Here is a 1,075-nt window from a genome sequence, read left to right as displayed (position 1 = left end):
ATGCTCAGGAGTCTCGTGGGCTCGGAGATGTGTATAAGAGACAGACTCGTGAGCGACCGGGGTCTGGGCTCCGATCCGGCGCACGTACTCCGTCGGACCCAGGCCCTTCGCCTCCCGCTCCTGCGCGACACCGAGGGCCTGGCGCTCCTTGAGGGTGGGCAGGCCCATCGGCTTCATGGCCTCCTCGTGGACGTACAGGGTCTTCAGCCCATACGCCTGCATGAGCGCCGGGACCTGGTCGACGTGGTCCGGCACCGGTACGTGTACCGGCTCGTGGTTGGGCAGGAACAGCCGGCCATTGCCCAGCACGCCGAACCGCAGCGCGGACGACGTCTTCCCCTTCGCCTTCGCCACCAGGTCCGCCCACTCCTGGTCGGTCACCGCGGCGACCGCCGCCGGGAACACCGCCGTCGTGGTGGCCTCGTGAGCCCGCGAGGCCGTGGCCTCTTCAGCCGGGGCGGCCTCCTGGTCGGGGAACTCGAAGGGCAGCGGGGTAGGACCCGCAGCCCCGGTAGCCCCATCGCTGGCCGGGGCCTGGTCGTCCGGGGCTACCGGACCCTCGCCGGGGTAGCCCCCGGGTGCAGCCCCGCCCGGGAACTGCCCGCCGTCGTCGTCCGGCTCGTCCGGGGCGAACAGCTCGGCCGCCCGCTGGACGTTGAAGCAGTGCATCCGCTCACCCAGGCCCGCGCCCCGGATCTCCTTCGGCAGCTTGCGCTGCACGTTCCGGCCCGCGTTGCGCAGGTGGACACCGAGCCCGTGGAGCTCCCGCAGCGCGGCCGACAGGTTGTCGATCCCGGCCTGTACGGCGGCCTCCTGGACGACGGGGTTGATCACCCACCACTCGTTCGTGTCCGGGTTGAAGAACCCGCGCAGCCGCCGGAAGCCCTCCTCGGCCACGGTCGGCAGCTTGTCCATGTCGGGGAACGCGGACTTCTCGATCCGCAGCGCGTCCAGCGCCTCCCACAGCTTCTCGTGGTCGGAGACGTTGTTCTCGGCCGCGACCTTGATGGCGGCCTGGAGGCGGGCGGCGGCCTCGCGCTCCGCGACCTCTCCGAGCGTCGGTACGCCGATTGCC

At 71.4% G+C, this 1,075-nt stretch carries 1 pseudogene; it reads right to left on the bottom strand.

What is annotated here, in order from left to right:
• Positions 1-1,075: pseudogene (locus tag IH48_RS33860) on the bottom strand (hypothetical protein); the annotation flags it as partial.

Origin of the sequence: Streptomyces sp. NRRL F-5126, from assembly GCF_000721265.1 — a bacterium.
In the GTDB taxonomy this organism is placed as follows: Bacteria; Actinomycetota; Actinomycetes; order Streptomycetales; family Streptomycetaceae; genus Streptomyces.
Note: the sequence above shows the minus strand (reverse complement) of the source record. Positions and strands in the feature narration are given on the sequence as shown.